17 protein-coding genes are annotated in these 18,982 nt (G+C 71.3%); 6 read left to right on the top strand and 11 right to left on the bottom strand.

The features are described from left to right. The first annotated feature begins 45 nt into the window (after positions 1 to 45). Positions 46 to 1,854, top strand: a complete 1,809-nt coding sequence (locus ACIGA3_RS05770; protein ID WP_399710937.1) for a helix-turn-helix domain-containing protein — start codon at positions 46 to 48, stop codon at positions 1,852 to 1,854. Between the two features lie 10 nt (positions 1,855 to 1,864). Here the strand turns inward: ACIGA3_RS05770 and ACIGA3_RS05765 are convergent, their stop codons facing one another. Next, positions 1,865 to 2,698, bottom strand: coding sequence for a hypothetical protein (locus ACIGA3_RS05765; RefSeq protein ID WP_399710935.1), 834 nt, complete (start codon positions 2,696 to 2,698; stop codon positions 1,865 to 1,867). A 200-nt stretch (positions 2,699 to 2,898) separates the two neighbouring features. Here ACIGA3_RS05765 and ACIGA3_RS05760 point away from each other — a divergent pair, with 200 nt between their 5' ends. Beyond that, on the top strand, positions 2,899 to 4,149 hold the full coding sequence (locus ACIGA3_RS05760; protein ID WP_399710933.1) for an MFS transporter: 1,251 nt from the start codon (positions 2,899 to 2,901) through the stop codon (positions 4,147 to 4,149). Positions 4,150 to 4,213: 64 nt separating this feature from the next. Here the strand turns inward: ACIGA3_RS05760 and ACIGA3_RS05755 are convergent, their stop codons facing one another. After that, positions 4,214 to 4,693: a hypothetical protein gene (locus ACIGA3_RS05755; RefSeq protein ID WP_399710931.1), complete on the bottom strand. Its 480-nt coding sequence runs from the start codon at positions 4,691 to 4,693 to the stop codon at positions 4,214 to 4,216. Between the two features lie 142 nt (positions 4,694 to 4,835). On the opposite strand from ACIGA3_RS05755, the gene ACIGA3_RS05750 reads away from it, so the two are divergent. Then, positions 4,836 to 4,967, top strand: coding sequence for a hypothetical protein (locus ACIGA3_RS05750; protein ID WP_399710929.1), 132 nt, complete (start codon positions 4,836 to 4,838; stop codon positions 4,965 to 4,967). Between the two features lie 4 nt (positions 4,968 to 4,971). Here the strand turns inward: ACIGA3_RS05750 and ACIGA3_RS05745 are convergent, their stop codons facing one another. From ACIGA3_RS05745 to ltnD, 9 genes are all read right to left on the bottom strand, one after another. Beyond that, positions 4,972 to 6,294, bottom strand: a complete 1,323-nt coding sequence (locus ACIGA3_RS05745) for an aldehyde dehydrogenase family protein (RefSeq protein ID WP_399710927.1) — start codon at positions 6,292 to 6,294, stop codon at positions 4,972 to 4,974. A gap of 158 nt (positions 6,295 to 6,452) precedes the next feature. Beyond that, positions 6,453 to 7,907: a fascin domain-containing protein gene (locus ACIGA3_RS05740; protein ID WP_399710925.1), complete on the bottom strand. Its 1,455-nt coding sequence runs from the start codon at positions 7,905 to 7,907 to the stop codon at positions 6,453 to 6,455. Between the two features lie 124 nt (positions 7,908 to 8,031). Then, positions 8,032 to 8,784 (bottom strand): FadR/GntR family transcriptional regulator, encoded by a 753-nt coding sequence (locus ACIGA3_RS05735; RefSeq protein ID WP_399710923.1) that lies wholly within the window; start codon positions 8,782 to 8,784, stop codon positions 8,032 to 8,034. 10 nt (positions 8,785 to 8,794) lie between these two features. Further along, positions 8,795 to 9,841, bottom strand: coding sequence for a D-erythronate dehydrogenase (gene denD / locus ACIGA3_RS05730; RefSeq protein WP_399710921.1), 1,047 nt, complete (start codon positions 9,839 to 9,841; stop codon positions 8,795 to 8,797). Next, complete coding sequence (otnI, locus tag ACIGA3_RS05725; RefSeq protein WP_399710919.1) at positions 9,838 to 10,620, bottom strand: 2-oxo-tetronate isomerase; 783 nt, start codon at positions 10,618 to 10,620, stop codon at positions 9,838 to 9,840. The genes denD and otnI overlap by 4 nt, the downstream gene beginning before the upstream one ends. A gap of 31 nt (positions 10,621 to 10,651) precedes the next feature. After that, positions 10,652 to 11,956 (bottom strand): MFS transporter, encoded by a 1,305-nt coding sequence (locus tag ACIGA3_RS05720; protein ID WP_399710917.1) that lies wholly within the window; start codon positions 11,954 to 11,956, stop codon positions 10,652 to 10,654. A gap of 69 nt (positions 11,957 to 12,025) precedes the next feature. After that, a complete protein-coding gene (locus ACIGA3_RS05715) occupies positions 12,026 to 12,688 on the bottom strand; it encodes an aldolase (protein ID WP_399710915.1) in 663 nt (220 codons plus the stop codon). Next, a complete protein-coding gene (gene otnK, locus ACIGA3_RS05710; protein ID WP_399712429.1) occupies positions 12,685 to 13,962 on the bottom strand; it encodes a 3-oxo-tetronate kinase in 1,278 nt (425 codons plus the stop codon). The genes ACIGA3_RS05715 and otnK overlap by 4 nt, the downstream gene beginning before the upstream one ends. 1 nt (position 13,963) lies before the next feature. Then, positions 13,964 to 14,893, bottom strand: coding sequence for an L-threonate dehydrogenase (gene ltnD / locus ACIGA3_RS05705; protein ID WP_399710913.1), 930 nt, complete (start codon positions 14,891 to 14,893; stop codon positions 13,964 to 13,966). 226 nt (positions 14,894 to 15,119) lie between these two features. Between ltnD and ACIGA3_RS05700 the strand changes: the two genes are divergently transcribed. From ACIGA3_RS05700 to ACIGA3_RS05690, 3 genes are read left to right on the top strand one after another with little or no spacing between them, the layout of a single operon-like run. Next, positions 15,120 to 16,328, top strand: coding sequence for a phosphatidylserine/phosphatidylglycerophosphate/cardiolipin synthase family protein (locus ACIGA3_RS05700; RefSeq protein ID WP_399710911.1), 1,209 nt, complete (start codon positions 15,120 to 15,122; stop codon positions 16,326 to 16,328). A gap of 50 nt (positions 16,329 to 16,378) precedes the next feature. Continuing rightward, a complete protein-coding gene (locus ACIGA3_RS05695; protein WP_399710909.1) occupies positions 16,379 to 16,765 on the top strand; it encodes an STAS domain-containing protein in 387 nt (128 codons plus the stop codon). Further along, positions 16,762 to 18,963, top strand: a complete 2,202-nt coding sequence (locus ACIGA3_RS05690; RefSeq protein WP_399710907.1) for a GAF domain-containing SpoIIE family protein phosphatase — start codon at positions 16,762 to 16,764, stop codon at positions 18,961 to 18,963. The genes ACIGA3_RS05695 and ACIGA3_RS05690 overlap by 4 nt, the downstream gene beginning before the upstream one ends. Positions 18,964 to 18,982: the final 19 nt, after the last annotated feature.

Here is an 18,982-nt window from a genome sequence, read left to right as displayed (position 1 = left end):
GAATCCACCACCTCCCTTCTCGTCCCCTCTCGTAAAAGGCGAGCGATGGCACCGACCGAGTCCGAGCCCGACAGGAACGACGGCCAGGGCGGACTCGCCGCCTACCGGCTGCGCCGCGAACGCGAGCTGAGCAGCCTGTACGCGACGGCCCGCTCGCTGACCGTGCTGGGCGAGGTCGACGTGGTGCTGCCGGCCGTCGTCCGGGAGGCGCACGAGCTGATCGGGAGCGACTTCGTCTATCTCTCGCTCCGCGACGCGGACGGCACTCTCGCCCTCGGCGCGGCGGCGGGCACCATCTCGCCGGAGTTCTCCTCCGCGCGCATGCCCGCCGGGGCCGGCCTCGGCGGCTGGGTGATCGAGACCAGGGCGCCCGTCTGGGTCAGCGACTACCGGCACGCCGACGGCTTCCACCGCGACCCCGTCTTCGACCGCCTCGTCTCCGACGAGGGACTGGTGGCACTGCTCGGCGTACCGCTCCTGGTGGGCGACCGCGTGATCGGCGTCCTCTTCGCCGCCGACCGCACCGAGCGCCCCTTCGAGAAGGACGAGGTCGCCCTCCTCAGCGCCTTCGCCGACCATGCCGCGATCGCGCTCAACAACGCGCGGCTGTACGACGAGAGCCGGGTGGCACTCCAACGCCTCCAGGACGCGTACCGCGTCATCGAGGACCAGGTCGCCACCATGGAGCTGGCCGCCGCGGTGCACGAGGCGCTGACCCATGTGGTGCTGACCGGCGGCGGACCGGGTGACATCGCGCAGTCACTGGTCGAGCATCTGGAGGGCGTGGTCACCATCCGGGACCGGGACGACAAGGTCGTCGCCGCACGCTCCTCCGGGGCCCGAACCACGGGCGCCGACCCCCGACTTGAGCGGAAGCTGCTGGAGGAGGCGCGCCGGACCGGGCGGTGCGTCTACGGCCAGGGCGACGACGGCACGGTCCTCAGCGTGGCCGCCATCCAGGCCGGCGGCAGCCACCTGGGCTCCCTGTCCCTCCGGCGCCGGGCCCTCACGGAGTCGGCGGACGTCCGGATGCTGGAGCGCTCGGCCCAGATCACGGGCCTGCTCGCGCTCATGCGTGACGCCCGTGTCGAGGCCGAGGAGCGGGTACGGGGCGAACTGCTCACGGAGCTGCTGTCCCACCCGCCGCTCCAGCCGGTCCATCCCGCGCTGCGCGACCGCGCGCTCGCTCGCGGCGTAGACGTCGACCGGCTCGACGTCCTGGTCGCGGCCGACTGTTCCGACCGGTCCGCCGGCGACATCGTCCGCGAGCTGCACGCCTCCTCCCCGGAGTGGTCCGGGCTGGCCGGCGAATACCTGGGCCGGGCGACGATGCTGCTCCACGCCGACGATCCCGAGGCCGCGGTACGGATGCTGCACCACCGGCTGCGCCGCAGACTCGGCACGCCGGTCCTCGTGGTCGCCGACCGGATCACCGGACACGACCGCGCCCACTCCTTCACGCTGGCCCAGCGCTGCCTGGACGTCATGCGCTCCCTCGGCGACACCGACCGGGGCTCCACCACGCGGCGGTACGCGATGTACGGGCTGGTCTTCGACCCCCGGCGCGCCCAGGAACTGGACGGGTTCATCAGCGACTCCCTCGGCCCCCTGCTCGACTACGACCGACGCCGCTCGACCGACCTCGTGAGCACGGCGGCCGCCTACTTCGCCCACTCCGGGAACCTGAGCCGGACCGCCCACTCCCTCCATGTGCACACCAACACCCTGCTGAAGCGCCTGGACCGCATCGCGGCCCTCCTCGGCGACGACTGGCGCTCGGCGGACTCCGCGCTGCGGCTCCATCTCGCGGTGCGGCTGCACCAGTTGAGGGCGGTGCTGGACGGACCGGGGTAGATGCCGGCGCTCAGGGAGCCGCTGTCGCCGCTGCCCTGTCGCGGGGCGAGCGGTCGCGCAGCACCAGCAGGGTCCAGCCGCGGCCGGACGGGTCGAGGGGCTTGGTCGCGGCGGTGAAGAGTTCCGCGGCCCGGCGGTAGGAGAGGCGGCCACGGCCGGTCACCGGGCAGCGGTCGGTCGGGGGTGTGGTGGCGGGGGCTCGGCGGGCGGTGACGAACACCGGGCCCGCGGTGCGGCCTGCCAGGAGCAGGGGGAGCAGCCGGGCCGTTCCCGGGCCCCAGCTCACACCGGCCTTCGCGCCTCTCCTGGTGCGCCGGCCGGGGAGGTCCAAGTGGTCGATGTCCAGGGCGAGTACGTGCTCCACGGGGGCCCGGGACTCGTGGAGCAGGTACCACAGGGTCAGCTCTCGGAGTGGCGCCCGCAGGCCCAGGGCGGCTCGGGCGCGGTCCGGGGTGGGGAGCCGGGTCGGCGCGGGCGGTTGTGCCAGGCCGGCGGCCGGGTCCGTGCTGATCCAGCTTCGCGCCAGCCACCAGGCGGTGGCTGCTCGGAGGCAGGCCAACTCCCGGGTGAGGGTGGTGGGTTGTGCGGAGGCGGTGCGGTCGGCCAGCCCTCGTCGCAGGCGCTTTGGGGTCTTCGGGTCGTCCAGCAGGGCGAGGGGGACGGTCGGCGGGTGGGCGCCCCTGCGGTCGCGGCCGGTGGGGGTGCGCCGGTCGACCAGGGGCCAGGCCCAGCCGAGCAGCGATATGCGGTAGACACGGCGGGACGCGGGGCCGAGATCCACTGCGGCCAGGTAGCGGTCGACGGCGGCGCCGTATTCGACCGGTGCCACTTGGTCCTTGCTCATGTTGCCGCCCACCCGCAGTAAATGAGTTTCACGGAGCCTTCTTGTGTTTCGGTAACTGACCTTACCATCAGGCGTATTGCGGTAAACGCAATCCGTTTACTGCGCCAACTCGCGCCAGGCGGAAGGTTTTCATAAAGAGGCGGAATTTATTCGCGGAACCCCTTGCGGTGAATTGTTCGGCGGAGGCAGGGTGCGGATTCATGACACTCGGTACTCACCGGCTGCGCGTACTGCGGCACGCCCGGTTCCGCCGCTTCCTGCTCGGCCGGACCACCTCGCTGCTCGGCTCCGGGATGAACACGATCGCCACGACCTTCGCCGTGCTGCAGCTCCCCGGTGGCGGTGTCGACGCCGTCGGCGGGGTCATGGCGGCCCGGATTCTCGCGGTGCTGGTCGTGCTGCTGCTCGGCGGCGTGTTCACCGACCGGATCGGGGCCCGTACGGTCATGGCGGCGGCGGATCTGCTCCGGTTCCTCTCCCAAGGTGTGCTGGCCGTGTTGCTGCTCACCCACAGCGTGCGGATCTGGGAAGTGGTCGTGCTGGCGGTGCTCCTCGGGATCGGGGAGGGCGGATTCATGCCGGGCTTGTCGGCACTGGTTCCCGGTCTCGTCCCGGCGGACGAACTCGCTGACGCCAACGCGCTGTTGGAGATGGCCCGGCCGATGACCTCGATCGTGGGGCCGGGACTGGCCGGTCTGCTCGTCGCCGCCTTCGACGCCGGGACGGTGGTCGCTGTCGACGCGGTCACTTACGGCGTGAGTGTCGTCGCTCTGGTGGGGTTGCCGCTGACGCGGACGGCCGAAGGTGCCGGGGGTGGGTCGTTCAGCGAACTTGGGCGTGGCTGGCGGGAGTTCACCGCACGCACCTGGCTGTGGGTCACGACCCTCCACATCGGCCTCTTCAACTTCCTCCTCTGGGCGCCGTTCCTGGTCCTCGGACCGTCCATGGCTGAGCAGCGGCTCGGCGGGGCGAGGGCCTGGGGGCTGGTGCTGGCCCTCGAAGGGATCGGCGCGATCGTCGGCGGGTTGCTGCTGCTCGGCCGGAACCCCCGGCGGGGGCTCACCTGGTCCGTGGCCGCGTCCGCCGGCTGGGCCGTTCCCGCGGCCGCGCTGGCCTTCAGGTTGCCGCTTGTCTGGGTGGCTGCCGCCGCCTTCTGCGCGGGGATCGGTGCCGCCGTGTGCACCACCCTCGCCGCGACCGTCATCCAGCGTGACATCCCGGCGGAGGTGCGGGGGCGTATCAGCGCCTTCGACAGTCTGGGTGCCTTTGCCCTGGGACCGCTCGGGCTGGCGCTGGCGGGGCCGGTGTCAGGGGTCGTGGGCGCGGACCGGCTGCTGGGATTCGGGGTGTTGTGGCAGTTGACCGCGGTGGGGGTGGTGCTGGCGGTGCCGTCCGTGCGCAGGCATGAGGCAACTCCGCCGGCTGAGAAGAGGGTTGGGGTCATCCACTGAACGCCACCGGCGGACGGTCTTTCGGCCGCCCGCCGGTGGTTCGCCTACTTTCCCGTCCCCGCGGTCACGGGCAGGAGCTGGAGCTCTGGCCGACGACATGGGCGTCCGCGTTGTCCGCCGCCTTCACATAGGCGGCCGACGTGCCTCGGCGGTCGTAGGTCTTGGTGAAGTCGGAGCCGAGGTCGACGATGAACTTCACCTTGTAGCAGTACCCCGCGTCGATGCGCAGCGTGTCCCAGTCCTCCTGGTAGGGGGTGTGACCCCCGCCCGAGGAGAGGTAGTAGGTGGTCTGCGCCACGTTGTCGCTCTTGCACGTCGGCTGGGTGGCCGTCCACGCGCCGGTGCTGTCGCCGCCGCGACACCAGTTCTTGAGCGCCGTGGCCCCCAGAGCGGTGTCGTTCACCGAGGACGAGCAGCCCGCGAGGCTGCAACTCGCCCCGGCGTTGGCGGCGGTGGCCGATCCCAGCACCGCCACGAACGCCATCGCCGTCACCGCGCCCGCCGCTCTGCCCAGCCTTCTGGGCAGCACTTTCTTGGAAAACACGAAGAACCCCTCCCCTTTTGGCCCATGCTCCCGGCATGAACTCAGCCAGGAAGCTAGCGTCTTTCACCGGCCGTGTCAGTGCAGCGGCACCGGTGTGAAATTGCCGCCCGGCGGGGTGGTGGAGGGGGAGCAGGTCGGCGGCATGGCTTCCGTGCTCGTCGTCGGTTACGACCCGCAAGCGATTCCCGGTATCGACGGAGATGCCCCTCGGGCCGCCCTCGCCTTCAATACCAGCGGCGGGGACAGCGTCGAGGCGGCGCGGCGGTGGCTGTGAAGCGTCAGGCCAGCGGCTTGCTGAGGACCGCCTTGCGGTGGCTGAAGGTGTCGAGGGAATAGCGGCCGTGGTAGTTGCCCATGCCGCTCTCGCCCACGCCGCCGAAGGGGAGGTCGGAGACGGTGAGATGGGCGAGGGGAAGGCCGTGGCCCAGGCCGCCGGAGGAGGTCTCGGCGGCGATGCGCTCGCGGGTGGTATCGGAGTCGGTGAAGACGTACAGCGCGAGGGGCTTGTCGCGGTCGTTGATGAAGTCCACCGCCGCGTCCAGGTCCGGCACGGTGACGATCGGGAGGATCGGCCCGAAGATCTCCTCCCGCATCACCGGTGCCTCGGGGGCGACGTCGGCCAGGACGGTCGGGGCGATGTACTTGACCGTACGGTCGCTGTCCCCGCCGACGGCCACCCGGCCGGAGTCGAGCAGGCCGGAGAGGCGGTCGAAGTGGCGCTCGTTGATGATGCGGCCGTACTCGGGCGAGGCCGCCGGGTCAGTGCCGTAGATGCCCTCGATCGCGCGGACGAGCGCTGCCTCCAGGGCGGGGGCGGTCTCCGGGTCGGTGAGGACGTAGTCGGGGGCGACACAGGTCTGCCCGGCGTTGAGGAACTTGCCGCGGGCCAGCCGGTCGGCGACCACGTCGAGGTCGGTGTCCCGGTCGACGAACGCCGGTGACTTGCCGCCGAGTTCGAGGGTGACGGGGGTCAGGTGCTCGGCGGCGGCGCGCATCACGACGCGGCCTACGGTGCCGTTGCCGGTGTAGAAGATGTGGTCGAAGCGCTCGGCCAGCAGGGCCGTGGTCTCCGGGATGCCGCCCTCGACCACGGCGACCGCGTCGGTGTCGAGGTAGGCCGGGATCAGCTCGGCCAGCGCGGCGGAGGTGGCCGGGGCCAGCTCGCTCGGCTTCGCCACGACCGCGTTGCCGGAGGCGAGGGCGCCGACCATGGGGGCGAGCAGGAGCTGGGCCGGGTAGTTCCAGGGGGCGATGACGAGGACGACGCCGAGCGGGTCGTACTGCGTCCAGGCCGTGGCGTCGTCGCCGAGGTACGCGGGGACCGGGGCCGGCTCGGGGCGCAGCCACTCCTCCAGGTGCTCCAGGGTGTGGTCGATCTCGCGGATCGTGAAGTCGATCTCCGTGCGGTACGCCTCGGTGGCGCTCTTGCCCAGGTCGGCGTGGAGGGCGGCGGCGAGGTCGGCGCCATGCTCGGTGAGCATGGCGCGCAGTCGGCGCAGCTGCTCCTCGCGCCATTCGACGGACTTGGTCCGGCCGGTACGGAACGTGTCGCGCAGCCGGGCCACGGTGTCGGCGGGCTGCTCGGTGGGGGAGTGGTTCACGGGTGCCTCGCGTCCTCGACGATCAGATGTAAACACCAACCTTTCAGACGGCCGGGAAAATTCCACGGATTGCCCGGAATGACGTAGATCACGGCGCGTACGCGAAAGGGCCGCCCCGGATGATCCGGGACGGCCCTCACAGTCACTCTCTCAGCGGCTCAGGAAGTGGTCAGGTTGATCATCCGGTGGTCGGACAGCGTGCCGTCCACGACCCGGCACGTGTACGTGGGTCCCTGCGGGCCGAAGATGTAGTCGATCTTGTTGTTGCCGTCCGTGGGTGCGCCGGTGTGCGGCGAGGACGGGGTCGGCTGCCCGCACTCCTGGTGGCCCGGGTAGAGGGGGTCGAGGTAACCGACGTCGTTCTGCGTGGTGTTGAGGTCACCGCCGTAGTAGGTGGTGTAGCCGAGCGGCGTCAGGCCGTCGACGGTGTCGCGCATCGTCTGGGCCTGCTTGGGGCGGTACAGGTCCGACGGGTCGGTGTCGTCGCCCGCGGGTTTGCCGTTCGGGTCCGTGTACGGCCCGCTGCTGAAGTGGGCGTTGCAGTACGCGGTGCCCTCGGCCGGCATGACCGCGCAGAGCATGGGCCGCTGCTCCTTCGCGAAGTCCGTCGACTTCTTCTTGGGCGGCGACGGAAGGACGGTGCCCTGGTACCAGGTGTTGCTGTCGGGCACGGCGAGGGCGATGCCGAAGGAACCCCGGCTGACACCGTCGTTGGAGTCGTCGCAGTCCTTCTGGGCCTCGATGTCCGTGTCGCCGACCTTGAAGGATGTCGGCATGAAACGCACGTCCATGGGACCGGCCCAGCTTTCGAGCGCCAGCTCCAGAGGCTTGGCCGCCTTCTCGCAGATCTCCTGGAAGAAGATCGCGTCGGGGCGCCGGGTGCCCATGGCCTGGTGGAGCGCGTTCGACACGTTGGTGGCGACGGTCGTGGACGGGGCTTTGTTCAGGGAGCACGAGCCGTTGTTGTTGGCGCAGACGTTCCAGGAGACGACGTCACGCGCGACCGGCGCCTGCGCGGTGGGCGCGGGCGCGGGACTGGTGGAACCCTGTCCGCCGACCTTCACCAGGGTGAAGCGCTCCCAGGAACCGAGGGTCTCGACATCGGCGGGCTGCGCCGTACGCGCCCGCAGCAGTCCCTTGTCCGGGTAGGTGCCCAGCTCCGCCGCCACGTACTTCTTGTTGGACGCCAGCAGGCCGAACGTGTTGCCGGACAGAGGCTTCAGCGTGAAGCGCTCCCAGGCCCCCGTCGTCGTCGCCCGGGTCCGCAGCATGGAGTCGCTGGCGTCGTCCTCGGTCGTGACGTAGTTGCCGGTCGCCTCGGAGCGGAAGCTCACCGTGCTGCCGAAACCGCTGTCCGTGACCCAGTCGGTGTGCAGCGTGAACTGCTCGGCGGTCCCAGGCGTGGTGGCGGTCAGGTTGGCCCTGAGCTTGGAGTCGCCGTTGGTCCCGGCGGAGACGGTCACGAAGTGACCGGCCACCTTCAGTGCCCACCTCTGGCCCGCCGACGACGGGGGCACCGGGGTGTCGGCCGCGGCCGACGGCGCGGCCAGTGCCACGACGGTGCTGAGCGCGGTGAGAACCGCCGCCAGCAGGAGCCGTATTCGTTTGAGCATGTGTCATCCCTCGTGAACTCTCCGCGCCCGTGCACGGAGGTGAACGCGAGGTGAAGTCAACCATGATCCAGACCGGTGAGACATGGACATGTCTGACCGGTCCGTGCTGAACAGGACCCGGCCGTCAGGAGGGCGATCCCAGCCGCACGTCCAGCCCGTCGGTCTCCGTCCAGAAGCGGTCGTCCGCGTCCTGGAGGCGGGCGGCGGCGTGGCGGAGGTGGAGGCGGGCGGCGGCCTGGGCGGCTTCGGGGTCGTGGGCTTCGACGGCGGCGAGGATGGCGTGGTGCTCCTGGCGGACCGCCTCGATGAAGTCGCTGCGGCGGGCCTCGTTGGCGCGGGTGACACGGATGCCGCCGCGGGCCACCTCGCCCAGGTAGCGCACCGTCTGGACGAGGACCGGGTTGCCGGTGGACTCCGCGATGGAGCGGTGGAAGGCCAGATCCTCGTCCACACCGTCACCGTCGGCGGCGACCGCAGTGTCCAGGGCGGCCAGCGCCAGGCGCATCCGGGCGATGTCGTCCGGTGTGGCACGGGTCGCGGCCAGGGCAGCCGCCTCCCCCTCCAGGGCGGCGCGGACCTCGACGATCTGGAACACCTTGGACTTGGTGCCCAGGGACTCCGCCTCCAGATCGAGCGGCCGGGTGCGCCGGGGCAGGACGAAGACGCCGAGGCCCTGGCGGGGCTCGACCAGGCCCGCGTTGCGCAGCCGGGACACCGCCTCGCGGATGACGGTGCGGCTCACGCCGAGCTGCTTGACCAGCGCGACCTCGGTCGGCAGTTTGTCGCCCTCGGCGAGCCGCCCGGACTCGATCTCCTCCGCGAGGATCGCGGCGACCCGGTCCGCGAGCCGTATCGGACCGCTCACCTTGGAAAACATGCTTTTCAGTCTATCGACCGGCGCTCTGCCGCCCGGCCCCGAGCGCGGTGACGGCGGTCACCGCGTCGGCGTGGTCGGCGAGGTACTCCCTCACGACCGACTCGAAGTCCGGGTCCGCCGCAAGGCCGAGCGTGGCGGCGCGCGCGTTGTCGAAGTCGGCGGGCCAGGAGCCCACGATGGCCTCGACGGCGGGCTCGGGAGCCACCGTCACCAGGTCCGCGACGGTGTCCCCGGCCACCCGGCGGAGGGTCTGGAGCATCTCGGCGACGGAGACCGTCAGGGCGGGCAGGTTGACCGGGAGCCGCCCGCTCAGCTGCCCGGGGCCTTCGCCGCGCTCTAGCTCCGCGACCCGGAGGATGCCCGCGACCGTGCGCCGGGGCGAGGCCAGGGCCACCCGCAGGCCGGGGTCGACGGGGCAGACGGCCGGCAGCCCGGCCAGGGGCTCCCGGACGATGCCGGACAGGAACCCGGACGCGGCGGCGTTGGGCCTGCCCGGCCGCACCGACACGGTCATCAGCCGGGCCACACGCCCGTCCACGAAGCCCCGGCGCGTGTACTCGGCGACCAGCTGCTCACAGACGAACTTCTGCACGCCGTAGCTGGACCGAGGGGTCGGCAGGGTGGCCTCGCTGACCAGCTCGGGCAGCGGCAGCGCCGGGTCCGAGCCGTACACCGCGACACTGCTGGAGAACAGCAGCCGTACGACCGGGCCCCCGGCGGCCCCCTGGGTGCGGGCCGCTTCGAGCAGGGCGCGGGTGGTGTCCACGTTGGCGGCCATGCCGAGGTCGAAGTCGGCCTCGCACTCGGCCGACACGGCGGACGCGAGATGGATCACCGCGTCCACCGGCTCGGCGAACAACTCGCCCAGCCGCGCGGTCAGATCACCCTGGACCACCTCCACGAGCGGGTCGGCGGCGAGCGGCGAGCCGTCCGGTACGAACAGGTCGGCCAGCACCAGCCGGTCCACGGGTGCGCCCCGGAACGTCCGTGTCTCCAGCAGCCGTTCGGCCACCTGGCGGCCCAGGAAGCCGAAGCCACCGGTGATGACGATCCTCATGCGTATGCTCCTCGGTAGTCGCGCAGCCAGCCGAGCCCCTCGCTCGTCCCGGCACGGGGGCGGTACTCGCAGCCGATCCACCCCTCGAAGGCCAACTCATCGATGACATCGAAGAGATGGCCGATGTTCAGTTCGCCCGCGTCGGGCTCGTGCCGGTCGGGCACGCCCGCGATCTGGAGATGCCCGACCCGGCCGGTCGGCAGGTCCCGGCGCAGGGCCGTGGTGAGGTCTCCCTCGGTGATCTGGCAGTGGTAGAGGTCCAGTTGGACCTTGACGTTGTCGGCACCCAACTCCTGTACGACAGCGTGCGCTTCGGCCTGCCGGGTGAGGAAGTACCCCGGCATGTCACGGTGGTTGATCGGCTCGATCAGGATGTCCACCCCGGCCGCCCCGGCCCGCTCGGCGGCCCAGGCGAGGTTGCCGAGATAGGTGTCACGGGCCGCACCGGCCGGCAGCAGTCCGGCCATCACATGCACGCGCGGGCAGTCCAGGGCGGCCGCGTACTCCAGCGCCCGGTCGATCCCGGCCCGCGTCTCCGCCTCGCGTCCGGGCAGCGCGGCCGTCCCCCGCTCACCCGAATCCCAGTCACCGGGAGGCGCGTTGAACAGCACCTGCCGCAGCCCGTGGTCGTCCAGCCGACGGCGCAGCTCGGCGGCGTCGTACTCGTACGGGAACAGGTACTCGACGGCTTCGAAGCCGTCCGCCGAGGCCGCGGCGAAGCGGGCCGGGAACGGGTGCTCGGTGTACATCATGGACAGGTTCGCTGCGAACCTCGGCATGGTCACTCCCATGACGCCGATGGGGCGTCGGTCAGCGGTTGACGACGTCCTTCTTGGTGGTGAGTACGGCGGCGGCGCCCACGACGAGGCTCAACGCCAGCACGTACATCGGTATCGACGCCGAGCCGGTGCTGTCCTTGAGCGCGCCGATCATGTACGGGCTGACGAAACCGGCCAGATTGCCGACCGAGTTGATGAGGGCGAGCCCGGCCGCGGCCGCCGTACCGCCCAGGAAGGCGGTGGGCAGCGACCAGAACAGCGGGGCGCAGGTCAGCACGCCGGCCGCCGCGAACGACAGCGCGATCAGGGACAGCACGGTCGAGCCCGACCAGGAGGCGGCCAGCGTGAAGCCGACGGCGCCCATGAGGCTCGGGATCACCAGGTGCCAGCGGCGCTCCCGGCGCCGGTCGGCCGACCGCCCGAACAGGTTCATGGCGACCAGCGCGGCCAGGAACGGCACCGAACTGAGCACGCCGATGGCCAGGTTGCCCTTGATGCCGGTGGCCTCCACGAAGGTCGGCATCCAGAACGTCAGCGCGTACTGGCCCATCACGAAACAGAAGTAGATGAGGCTCATCAGCCACACCTTGGGGTCGCGGAAGCCGTCCCAGACCTTGCCGTGGACGGTCCGGTGCGCGGCGTCCTCGGCGAGCGCCCGCTCCACGACGGCCTTCTCCTCGTCACTGAGCCACTTCGCGTCCCGTACGCCGTTGTCGAGGTAGAACAGCGTGGCCACACCGACGGCCAACGCCGGGAGGGCCTCCAGCGCGAACATCCACTGCCACCCCTGCCAGCCGCCCGTGCCGTGGAAGGCGTCCAGAATCCAGCCGGAGAGCGGGTTGCCGAAGATGCCCGCCACGGGGATCGCCGACATGAACATCGCTATGACGCGGGCCCTGCGGTGGGACGGGAACCAGTAGGTGCAGTACAGGATGACACCGGGGTAGAACCCGGCCTCGGCCGCGCCTAGCAGGAAGCGGAGCACGTAGAACGTCGTCTCGTTGGTGACGAACACGAACGCCGCCGAGACCACGCCCCAGCTGATCATGATCCGGGCGATCCAGGTGCGGGCGCCCACCCGCTGCAGCAGCAGGTTCGACGGGACCTCGAAGAGGAAGTACCCGATGAAGAACAGCCCGGCGCCGAGGCCGTACGACGCCTCGCTGAACCCCAGGTCACCGGACATCTGGAGCTTGGCGAAGCCCACGTTGACACGGTCGAGGTAGGAGACGATGTAGCAGAGGACGAGGAAGGGGACGATGCGCCGGACGACCTTGCGGAAGACGGCGTTCTCGCGGGTGAGGTCGACTTCGGTGGCGACCGTGGGGAGCGACATGACGAATCCTTAGAGCGGCTCAGGGGGATTCTCGGGCGGGACGGGGGAGTGGGGACGGGGGAGCGGAGATCACCACCGCGCGCCGAACACGGATCGCAGTTCGGCGAGGGCGGGCTCGGGCAGCGGTTCGGGCCGGCGCTCGGTGAGCAGCCACAGGCGGGCCGTTTCCTCGAGTTCTTCGAGGACGGCCAGTGCGGAGGCCGCGTCGGGCCCCCAGGCGACCGGGCCCAGCCGGTCGAGCAGCACGGCCCGGATCGGCGTACCGCTCGCGGCGCGTTCGGCGATGCGGGCGGTCACCAGGTCGGCCACGCGCGGGTCGCCGGGCCGGTGGTAGGGGACGAGCGGGACGTGCCCGACCTTCATCACGTAGTACGGCGTGATCGGGGGCAGCACGTCGTCCTCGCGCCACACACCGGCCAGGGTCAGCCCGACCAGGTGCGTGGAGTGGGTGTGGACGACGAAGCGGGCGGTGGGGTCGGCGGCGTAGATCCGCCGGTGCAGGGTGAGGGTCTTGCTGGCGCGGTCGCCCGCGATCTGCTCGCCCCGCGCGTCGACCAGTGCGAGCCGGCCGGGTTCCAGGAAGCCCAGGGCGGCGTCGGTCGGGGTGATCAGGTGGGCGTCACCGACCCGGGCGCTGATGTTGCCCGCGCTGGCGTGGACGTATCCCCGCGCGAAGAGACTCGTGCCGACCCGTACGATCTCGCGCCGGGCCTCCTCCACCGGGTCGGTCATGACTTCTCCAGCAGGGAGAACGCGGCGGAGAAGAAGTCGGGGGCGCCGAAGTTGCCTGACTTCAGGGTGAGATGGAGCGTCGCCCCGTCGGGCAGCGTCGCCGCGCACCAGGGCACACCGGGGTCGATCTGCGGGCCGATCCGGAGCCCGGTGACGCCGAGCGCCTGCACGACGGCGCCCGAGGTCTCGCCCCCGGCGACGACGAGCTGTCGTACCCCGCGCGCCACGAGCCCCCGCGCCACCTCGGCCAGGGTGCGTTCCACCAGCTCACCGGCCTCGGCTGCACCGAGCCTGCTCTGCACCCCGCGCACCGCGTCGGGCGCCTCGGTGGAGTAGATCAGCACGGGTCCGTCGGCCAAGTGAGCCTCGGCGAAGGCCAGCGCCTCACCGGCCACGTCCGCACCGGCCGCGATGCGCAGCGGGTCCACGCTGAACGCGGGGCGCCCGCTGTCCAGGAACTCCCGGACCTGGCCGTTCGTCGCCACGGACACCGACCCGGAGACGATGGCCCGGTACCCACCGGCGGCCGGCAACCGAGCTGCCGCCGTGGATGGTTGGAGCCCCCAGTTGGCGGGCAGCCCGATGGCCAGGCCCGAACCGGCGGTCACCAGCGGCAGATCCCGCACGGCCTCGCCCAGGCGCACCAGGTCGTCGTTGGAGACGGCGTCGGCAATGGCGAACGCGACGCCCTCGGAACGCAGTTCGTCGATACGGGCCCGCACCGCGTCCGCACCCGCCGCGAGGGCCGCGTGGTCGATGAGACCGACGGGACGCGTGGTCTGCGCGCCCAGCACGTTGACCAGATTGGAGTCGGTCATCGGCGTCAGCGGGTGATCCCGCATGCCGCTCTCGCTCAACAGCACGTCGCCCACGAAGAGATGACCCTTGAAGACCGTGCGCCCGTTGTCCGGGAACGCCGGGGTGGCCACCGTGAAACCGGTGCCCAGAGCGTCCATCAGGGCCTCGGTGACCGGACCGATGTTCCCGGCCGGGGTGGAGTCGAAGGTCGAGCAGTACTTGAAGTAGATCTGCTCGGCGCCCGCGCCCCGCAGCCACGCCAGGGCGCGCAGCGAGGCGTCCACGGCCTCCGCGACGGGCACGGTACGGGACTTGAGCGCGATCACGACGGCGTCCGCGTCCCCCGCGATGTCGTAGCCGCCGTCCTCGGGGACGTCGATGAGCTGGACCACGCGCATGCCCGCGCGCACCAGGTTGTTCGCCAGGTCCGTGGCGCCGGTGAAGTCGTCGGCGATGGCGCCGAGCCGGATTCCCATGTCAGCCATCCTCCGGCTTCGGCAGGTCGATCCCGGGGAAGATCTTGATCACCGCGCTGTCGTCCTCGCCGCCCAGACCCGAGGCCGCGGCTTGCAGGAACATCTGGTGGGCGGTGGCGGCCAGCGGCAGCGGGAAACGCTCGGGGCGGGCGGAGTCGAGCACGATGCCGAGGTCCTTGACGAAGATGTCGACGGCGGACAGGGGTGTGTAGTCGCCGGCCAGCACATGCGCCATGCGGTTCTCGAACATCCATGAGTTGCCCGCGCTGTGCGTGATGACCTCGTACAGCGTCTCGGCCGGGACACCGGCCCTGATGCCCAGTGCCATCGCCTCGGCGGCCGCGGCGATGTGCACGCCCGCGAGCAGCTGGTTGACGACCTTGACCTTGGAGCCGAGTCCGGCGCTGTCGCCCAGCCGGTGGACGGTCGCGCTCATCGCGTCCAGCACTGGCCCGGCGAGCGCGTACGCCTCCGGGGCGCCGGACGTCATCATGGTCAGCTCACCGGCCGCGGCGCGCACGGCACCGCCGGAGACCGGGGCGTCCAGGTAGAGCACGTCCAACTCGGCCAGTCGGTCGCCCAGTTCGGCCGACCAGGCGGGGTCGACGGTGGAGCACATCACGAACACGGCACCCGGACGCAGCCGCTCGGCGGCACTGCCCGAACCGAACAACACCTGCTCGAGCTGGGCCGAGTTGACGACCACGCCGACCAGGACATCGACAGCGGCGGCGAGTTCACCGGGTGTCGGGAAGGCGGTGCCGCCCTCGCGGGCGAAGTCGGCGGCCGCATCGGGCCGCAGGTCGTGGACCCCGACGTCGTACCCCGCGTTCCGCAGGCTCCGTGCCATCCCGAGCCCCATGGCCCCGAGTCCCACCACGCCCACACGGGGCGGAGTGGCGGACCTTTCCTGGTCGTTCACGCGCAACATCCTTGTCTCGCTGTGGCCGCCCGGACGCCCTTCACTGCCAGGCCCCTTCGCCGACGGTCGAGTCATATGATGACCTGATGACAGCAGTTGACGCACTGTGATGCCGGTCACATGTGGGCTGCTTCACGGGCGCGGGATGATGGGCCGAGTGCCGGGCATGAGCTTCCTCGGGGGTCTTCCGGCCGTCCCGATCCGATCCGCGCAACGGCACCACTGGAGATTCGCTGTGAGCCTCGACGGCATACCCGTAGCTCTCGCCCCCGGCGGCGCTTTGGACGCCGAAGCCCGTAAGCAGCGTCTGCGCCGCCGCCTGGAGCGGCTGATCGGAGTGGCCGCGACCGAGGGGAACGAGCTGGTCCCGCTGCGCAACGGCAGCGTCATCTTCCCCGCGATGCTGGAGGCCATCGCCTCGGCCCGGCACACGATCGACATGATGACCTTCGTGTACTGGCGGGGCCAGATAGCCCGCGACTTCGCCGCCGCCCTCGCCGACCGGGCGCGGGACGGGGTGCGGGTACGGCTGCTGCTCGACGGCTTCGGCGCCAAGCAGATCGAGCCGGCGCTGCTGGACCTCATGGACACCGCCGGGGTCCAGGTGGCCTGGTTCCGCAAGCCCGTCTGGCTCTCGCCGTTCAAGCAGAACCACCGGTGCCACCGCAAGGCGCTGATCGTGGACGAGGACACCGCGTTCACCGGCGGTGTCGGCATCGCGGAGGAGTGGTGCGGCGACGCCCGCAACCCCGGCGAGTGGCGCGACACGCATGTCCAGGTGCGTGGACCGGCGGTGGACGGGATCGCCGCCGCCTTCGCCCAGAACTGGGCCGAGTGCCACGACGAACTCTTCGACGACCGCGACCGCTTCACCGAGCACGAGCAGGTCGGCAGCTCGATCGTCCAGGTCGTGCGCGGCTCGGCCAGCATCGGCTGGCAGGACATGCAGACCCTCATCCGGGTCATGCTCGCCTCCGCCGAGGAACGCTTCCGCCTCGCCACGGCCTACTTCGCCCCCGACGACTACTTCATCGACCTGCTGTGCCGCACCGCCCGCAGAGGCGTCCGCGTGGAGATCCTGCTGCCCGGCCCGCACACCGACCAGCGCGCCTGCCAGCTCGCCGGACAGCACCACTACACGCGGCTGCTGCGCGCGGGCGTCGACATCCGCCAGTACCAGCCGACGATGATGCACGCCAAGATCATCACCGTGGACTCGGTGGCGGCCCTGATCGGGTCCACCAACTTCAACCGCCGCTCCATGGACCACGACGAGGAGGTCATGCTCGCCGTGCTGGACGAGAAGTTCACCGCGTCCCTCGACCGCGACTACGACGCCGATCTGGAGCACAGCGTGGCCATCGACCTCGCCAGATGGCGGCGGAGAGCGGCGTTCCAGCGGCTGAAGGAGGCGGCGGTCACTCCCGTGAGACGCTTCCTGTGACGAAGGGCGGACGGCGGTAGCCGAGTGGGAGGCAGCTGAGAGTGTTCTCGGTGGATGTCAGGCAGCACGCGCTGGGCGTGCTGTTCGTGTTGTGCGGGGAGCTGGACTTCGACAGCGTGGTGCAACTGCACGAGGCCGCCGACGAAGAACTGGCCAAGTCGAAAGGGGTGTCGCCGGTGGTGGTCGACTGCACCGCGCTGACCTTCTGCGACTCCTCCGGGATCAGCGCGCTGCTCCGTCTCTACCAGCGGCTTTCCGTGCAGCAAAGGGTGCTTCGGCTGGCGGCCGTACCCGCCTCGGTGTCGCGTCTGTTCACCCTGACAGGTTTGGACCAGCTCTTCTCCGTGCACATGGACGCTGCTGAGGCGCTTGCCGCAGGCTCGGACATACGTGGCGTCGTCGCGGCGGCTCAACAGAATGAGGAGCGGAGCGCATGACGCTCGTACCAGGGCTGAACCAGCCCGAGCCGGGCCGGCCGGGGGGTACCTCGGGCGGACAGGACGACGATCTGCGCGCACTGTTCGGGCACTCGACGGCCCTCTTCGCCTCCCTCGCCGGTCCGGCGCACATGCTGGAGTCGGCGAACCCGGCGTTCTTCGCCGCGATCGGCGGCACGGACCGGGCCCGCACCGGTCTGCCGCTCGGAGAGCTGCTGCCGGAACTCGTCGAGCAGGGCCTGATCGCCCTGCTGGACCGCGTCTTCCGTACCGGCCGGCCCGTCACCGGCCGGGACCGGCGGGTGCTGCTGGGGTCCGGGGTCGACGCGCGCGAGGCGTTCTTCGACTTCACCTACGAGCCCCGCCTCGACGCCGGCGGCAATGTGACCGGCGTGCGCGTGATCGGCGTCGAGACCACCCAGGTCAGGCAGGCCAAAGCGCTGACGGCCGAGCACGGGGCGCTGCTCGAACAGATCGCCCGCCAGGCCCCGTTGGCCGACGTGCTGCACGGCATGGCCCGCGTCATCGAGGAGCTGGCGCCCGACGAGGTGCTGGTCTCGGTGCTGCTCGCCGACGCCGACGGCCGCCATCTGCGCCACGGAGCCGCCCCCAGCCTGCCCGACTTCTACAACCAGGCCATCGACGGCATCGCCGCCGGCGACGGCGTGGGCTCCTGCGGTACCGCCGCCCACCGCCGGCAGAGCGTGATCGTCGCCGACATCGCCACCCACGAGTACTGGGACGACTTCCGTGACCTGGCCGTGAAGGCCGGACTCGCCGCCTGCTGGTCCACCCCCATCCTGGCCCGCGACGGATCGCTGCTCGGCACCTTCGCCATGTACCACCGCACGCCCCGCGCGCCGCAGGACTACGACCTCGCGCTCGCCCGGATCTTCGCGGGCACCGCCGCCCTGGCCATCGAGCGCCACCACACCGAGCAGGCACGGCAGGCCGCCGAGGCCCGCGAGAAGGCCGCCCGCGCCGACCTCGCCTTCCTGCTGGACGCCAGCACCTCCCTCGCCTACGACCTGGACGCCGCCCAGACGCTCCAGCGCCTGGCCGACGCGTGCAGCCCCGCCCTCGCACCGCTGAGCGCGGTCGACATCGTGGAGGCGGGCCGCGTACGCCGCACAGCCACCGCGGCACCGGACGCCGAGCAGCGCGCCCTGCTGGCGTCGCACATCCCGGTCTACGACGCCGCCGACGACGCCGTGGCCCGTGTCCTGGCCTCCGGGGTGAGCGAGGTCGCCCGCCGCACGCCCACCGGTCCGGGGCCCTGGCACGACCTGGGCGTCACCGGCTATCTGTGCGTCCCCCTCCTCGACCGGGGCAGCACCTTCGGCACCATGACCCTGCTGAGCGTCGGCGACCACACCTTCGACGGGCACACCGTCGCGCTGGCCGAGGAACTCGCCCGCCGGGCCTCCGCCGCCGCGCGTAACGCCCGCCAGTACACCCACCGCGTCACCCTGGCCCGCGACCTCCAGGCCGGTCTGCTGCTGCCCGGAGTGCCCGAGGTGCCCGGCGCCGACGTGGCCACGTACTACCACCCCGCCGGCGAGGGGCTCGACATCGGCGGCGACTTCTACGACGTCTTCCCGCTGCGGGACGGCCGGTGGGCGTTCATGCTCGGCGACGTGTGCGGGCGCGGCGCGACCGCCGCGACCACCACCGCCCTGGTCCGGCACACCGCCCGTGCCGTCGCCCCGCTGCTGCCCGGTCCGCAGGCCGTCGTCGAGGCCGTCAACCGGGCGCTGTGCGACCGCCCCGGCAGCCATGGCACCGGCTTCGTCACCCTCGTCTACGGCCAGTTCACCCCGACCCCGGAGGGGCTGGAGATCGAGCTGATCCGGGCCGGGCACACCGCGCCCCTCGTCCTCGACGCGGACCACGCCGTCCATACCGTCGAGGCGTCCGGACTCCTCCTGGGCGTTGCCCCCGACCCGCAGGTCAGCCCCAGACGGCTCCGACTGCGGCCGCAGGAGAGTCTGTTGCTCTACACCGACGGTCTGACCGAGGCCCGCGCCCCGGACGGTGAGCAGTTCGGTGAGGAACGCGTCGCCCAGGCCCTGGCCGGGTCCCCGCGCCCGCCCGCCGCGCGGCACCTCATCGACACGCTGACCGATGCCGTGCACGTCTTCACCGGCGGGCACGACATCGACGACGACCAGGCCGTCCTCGTCCTCTCCGCCACCTAGCGGTTCGGCCTGACGGATG

The sequence above is a fragment of the Streptomyces sp. NPDC085596 genome, from assembly GCF_044541565.1.
In the GTDB taxonomy this organism is placed as follows: domain Bacteria; phylum Actinomycetota; class Actinomycetes; order Streptomycetales; family Streptomycetaceae; genus Streptomyces.
Note: the sequence above shows the minus strand (reverse complement) of the source record. Positions and strands in the feature narration are given on the sequence as shown.

What these genes read in the sequence shown, in the direction of transcription:
- ACIGA3_RS05750 (WP_399710929.1), top strand. Translation starts at nt 4,836, where the DNA reads ATGGCTTCCGTGCTCGTCGTCGGTTACGACCCGCAAGCGATTCCCGGT.
- ACIGA3_RS05735 (WP_399710923.1), bottom strand. Translation starts at nt 8,784, where the DNA reads ATGTTTTCCAAGGTGAGCGGTCCGATACGGCTCGCGGACCGGGTCGCC.
- ACIGA3_RS05765 (WP_399710935.1), bottom strand. Translation starts at nt 2,698, where the DNA reads ATGAGCAAGGACCAAGTGGCACCGGTCGAATACGGCGCCGCCGTCGAC.
- otnK (WP_399712429.1), bottom strand. Translation starts at nt 13,962, where the DNA reads ATGGGAATCCGGCTCGGCGCCATCGCCGACGACTTCACCGGCGCCACG.
- otnI (WP_399710919.1), bottom strand. Translation starts at nt 10,620, where the DNA reads ATGCCGAGGTTCGCAGCGAACCTGTCCATGATGTACACCGAGCACCCG.
- denD (WP_399710921.1), bottom strand. Translation starts at nt 9,841, where the DNA reads ATGAGGATCGTCATCACCGGTGGCTTCGGCTTCCTGGGCCGCCAGGTG.
- ACIGA3_RS05715 (WP_399710915.1), bottom strand. Translation starts at nt 12,688, where the DNA reads ATGACCGACCCGGTGGAGGAGGCCCGGCGCGAGATCGTACGGGTCGGC.
- ltnD (WP_399710913.1), bottom strand. Translation starts at nt 14,893, where the DNA reads ATGTTGCGCGTGAACGACCAGGAAAGGTCCGCCACTCCGCCCCGTGTG.
- ACIGA3_RS05740 (WP_399710925.1), bottom strand. Translation starts at nt 7,907, where the DNA reads ATGCTCAAACGAATACGGCTCCTGCTGGCGGCGGTTCTCACCGCGCTC.
- ACIGA3_RS05770 (WP_399710937.1), top strand. Translation starts at nt 46, where the DNA reads ATGGCACCGACCGAGTCCGAGCCCGACAGGAACGACGGCCAGGGCGGA.
- ACIGA3_RS05760 (WP_399710933.1), top strand. Translation starts at nt 2,899, where the DNA reads ATGACACTCGGTACTCACCGGCTGCGCGTACTGCGGCACGCCCGGTTC.
- ACIGA3_RS05690 (WP_399710907.1), top strand. Translation starts at nt 16,762, where the DNA reads ATGACGCTCGTACCAGGGCTGAACCAGCCCGAGCCGGGCCGGCCGGGG.
- ACIGA3_RS05720 (WP_399710917.1), bottom strand. Translation starts at nt 11,956, where the DNA reads ATGTCGCTCCCCACGGTCGCCACCGAAGTCGACCTCACCCGCGAGAAC.